Source organism: Streptomyces sp. NPDC005070, assembly GCF_053600395.1.
Genome location: NZ_JBSFZS010000389.1, coordinates 1 through 2,199, shown reverse-complemented (window position 1 = coordinate 2,199; position 2,199 = coordinate 1). Strand labels below are relative to the sequence as shown.

The window sequence follows — 2,199 nt, the reverse complement described above, 5'->3', positions numbered from 1 at the left end:
GCCCGGTGACGGCCCGACAGGTCGAGTGGTGGGGCGGTGGGGTGGGGTGGGGAGGCCGCCGGCCGTGGCCGGGCGGCATCCGTGCCTCACGCCGCGAACAGGTCGAAGGTCGAGCCGTGGCGCGGTCCCGCCATCTGGTCGAGCTGCGGGTCCACGGCCAGCATGGCCTGGTGCATGCGCTGGAGCTGCGGGGAGGGCTCCACGCCCAGCTCGTCGATGAGCCGCAGGCGCAGCCTGCGGTAGACCTCCAGTGCCGTGGCCTGCCGGCCCGAGCGGTACATCGCCACCATGACCTGGGAGTGCAGGCCCTCGTGGTGCGGGTGGCGGGCGGTCAGCTCGGTCAGTTCGGCGATGAGCTGCGCGTGGCGGCCCAGCCGCAGGTCGGCGTCGATGCGCCGCTCGACGGTGACCAGCCGGCTCTCCTGCAGCCGCAGCACCTCGATCTCCAGGACGGGACCGAGTCTCACGTCGACCAGCGGTGCGCCGGTCCACAGGTCCAGTGCCGTGCGAAACCGTGCCGCGGACACCTCGTCGTCGCCTTCCACGAACGCGGTCTGTCCCTGGCGGATCAGTTCCTCGTAGGTGTGCACATCGACACAGCTCCTGTCGATCTGCAGCAGGTATCCGCCGTGCCGGGTGGCGAGAATGTCCTTCGCGCCGGCCGGTGCGCCCGGGCCCATGGCCGTGCCGAGCCGCCTGCGCAGTTGCAGTATGTACGTCTGAAGGGTCGTCAGTGCGCTCGCCGGAGGCTCGGTTCCCCAGAGTTCCTCCATGAGCGTGGGAACAGGCATGACACGTCCCGGATAGAGCGCCAGCAGCGACAGGATCTGTCGCGGCTTGCCCGCCGTCGGAACGATGGATCCCCCGTTGACCTCGGCACTCAACGGACCCAGAACCTGAATCTCCATGGTGGCCTCCCCACCTCGTCGAGTTCCTTGTCCAGTTCCTTTTGTGGCCGGAAATCTCCGCCGCTAGGCACGCTAGCCGGGTCCGTGCCCCCCGAGCGTTTTCCTGTAGCGGTCCTCCAGCGGTGCTCCACGTGGGGTGTTGCGTCAAATACACGGCGCACTCGAGAACACCTGCACCCGTACCGGAAATGAACTCCGGATTCCGGTACGCATTCCGGTACGGCGGGTAATTGCGCACCGCCATATACCCTTTTTCCTTTTCCGTCCGCCGGCTCCGGTGCCGGTGCCGGCGTGAAGGTGGGGCGGGTCAGAGTGGTGCGGCGGTGGCGGCCCGGCGGAGGGGGGTGTGGGGTGCGCCGAGGGGTGCGGGCAGGGTGATGGTGCGGGGTGCGGCCCGGTCCCAGGGGAATCCCTGGTGCAGTTCCAGGTGCGGGGCGGGGCTCTCGTCCGCGGGGACGGCCACCGCGGCCAGCACGTCGGGCACCGGTTCCAGTTCCAAAAACCGCCAGCGTCCGGCCGCGTCGTCGGCGGGCGGCCGGAAGGCGAGGACTCCGCGGTCGTCGTCCAGGGTGAAGGCGAACTCGTCGAAGGGCAGTCCCAGTCCCAGTCCGCGGGCCTTGGAGTAGGCCTCCTTCAGGGTCCACAGCCGCAGCACCCGGCGGTCCCGCTGCCGTCCGGGGGGCACCTGCCCCGCCCAGCGCTGCTCGTCGGGGGTGAAGGTGGTCAGGATGGTCTCCAGGGCGCCCGCCTCCCGGTCCAGGCACTCCACGTCGACTCCGACGCGCTGCCTGCGCACGATGCCCAGCAGGCTGTAGCCGCCCGCGTGGGAGAGGTTGAAGTCGAGGTGGCCGCCGCCCCGGGGCAGGCCGCCGGGCAGCGGCTGCAGGAAGGGCCGCCCGCGCGAGGAGCGCCAGATGACCAGCTCGGCCTCGCCGAGGCCGGCCTCCAGGGCCAGTGCGCGGCGGACCAGGGTGTGGGCGACGAGGTATTGCCGGCGGTCGCGTTCGAAGAGGAACCGGGCGGCGGTCGCGCTCTCGCGTTCGTCGAGCCAGTGCGAGGCCAGGATGCCGGTGACGGCGGGCGGGAGAGCGTCGTTGGGGCACAGCCACAGCGTCACCAAAGGCACCGTGCGGGAGGGCGGGGCGGGCCCGGCGGCGGGCGGCTGCGGTGCGGTGGGGGTCATGGTGTCGTTTCAGTCCGTCTCGGTTCGCCGTCCCGCTGCGCACGACAGCGAGGTGGCGGCGCGGGGCCGCCGGGGCCGGAGCAGTCGAGGAGCTGCCGGTGCTCCACG

2 protein-coding genes are annotated in these 2,199 nt (G+C 71.4%); both read right to left on the bottom strand.

Annotated elements, in window-relative coordinates; all coding sequences use genetic code 11:
• Positions 1-86: 86 nt before the first annotated feature.
• A complete protein-coding gene (locus tag ACWEBX_RS39385) occupies positions 87-908 on the bottom strand; it encodes an AfsR/SARP family transcriptional regulator (protein ID WP_451889511.1) in 822 nt (273 codons plus the stop codon).
• 307 nt (positions 909-1,215) lie between these two features.
• Entirely contained in the window at positions 1,216-2,091 is an 876-nt protein-coding gene (locus tag ACWEBX_RS39380; RefSeq protein WP_451889510.1) for a 4'-phosphopantetheinyl transferase family protein, read from the bottom strand.
• Between the last annotated feature and the right edge of the window lie 108 nt (positions 2,092-2,199).

Excerpts from the sequence above, each read along its gene's own strand:
- ACWEBX_RS39380 (WP_451889510.1), bottom strand. The coding sequence starts at position 2,091 with ATGACCCCCACCGCACCGCAGCCGCCCGCCGCCGGGCCCGCCCCGCCC.
- ACWEBX_RS39385 (WP_451889511.1), bottom strand. The coding sequence starts at position 908 with ATGGAGATTCAGGTTCTGGGTCCGTTGAGTGCCGAGGTCAACGGGGGA.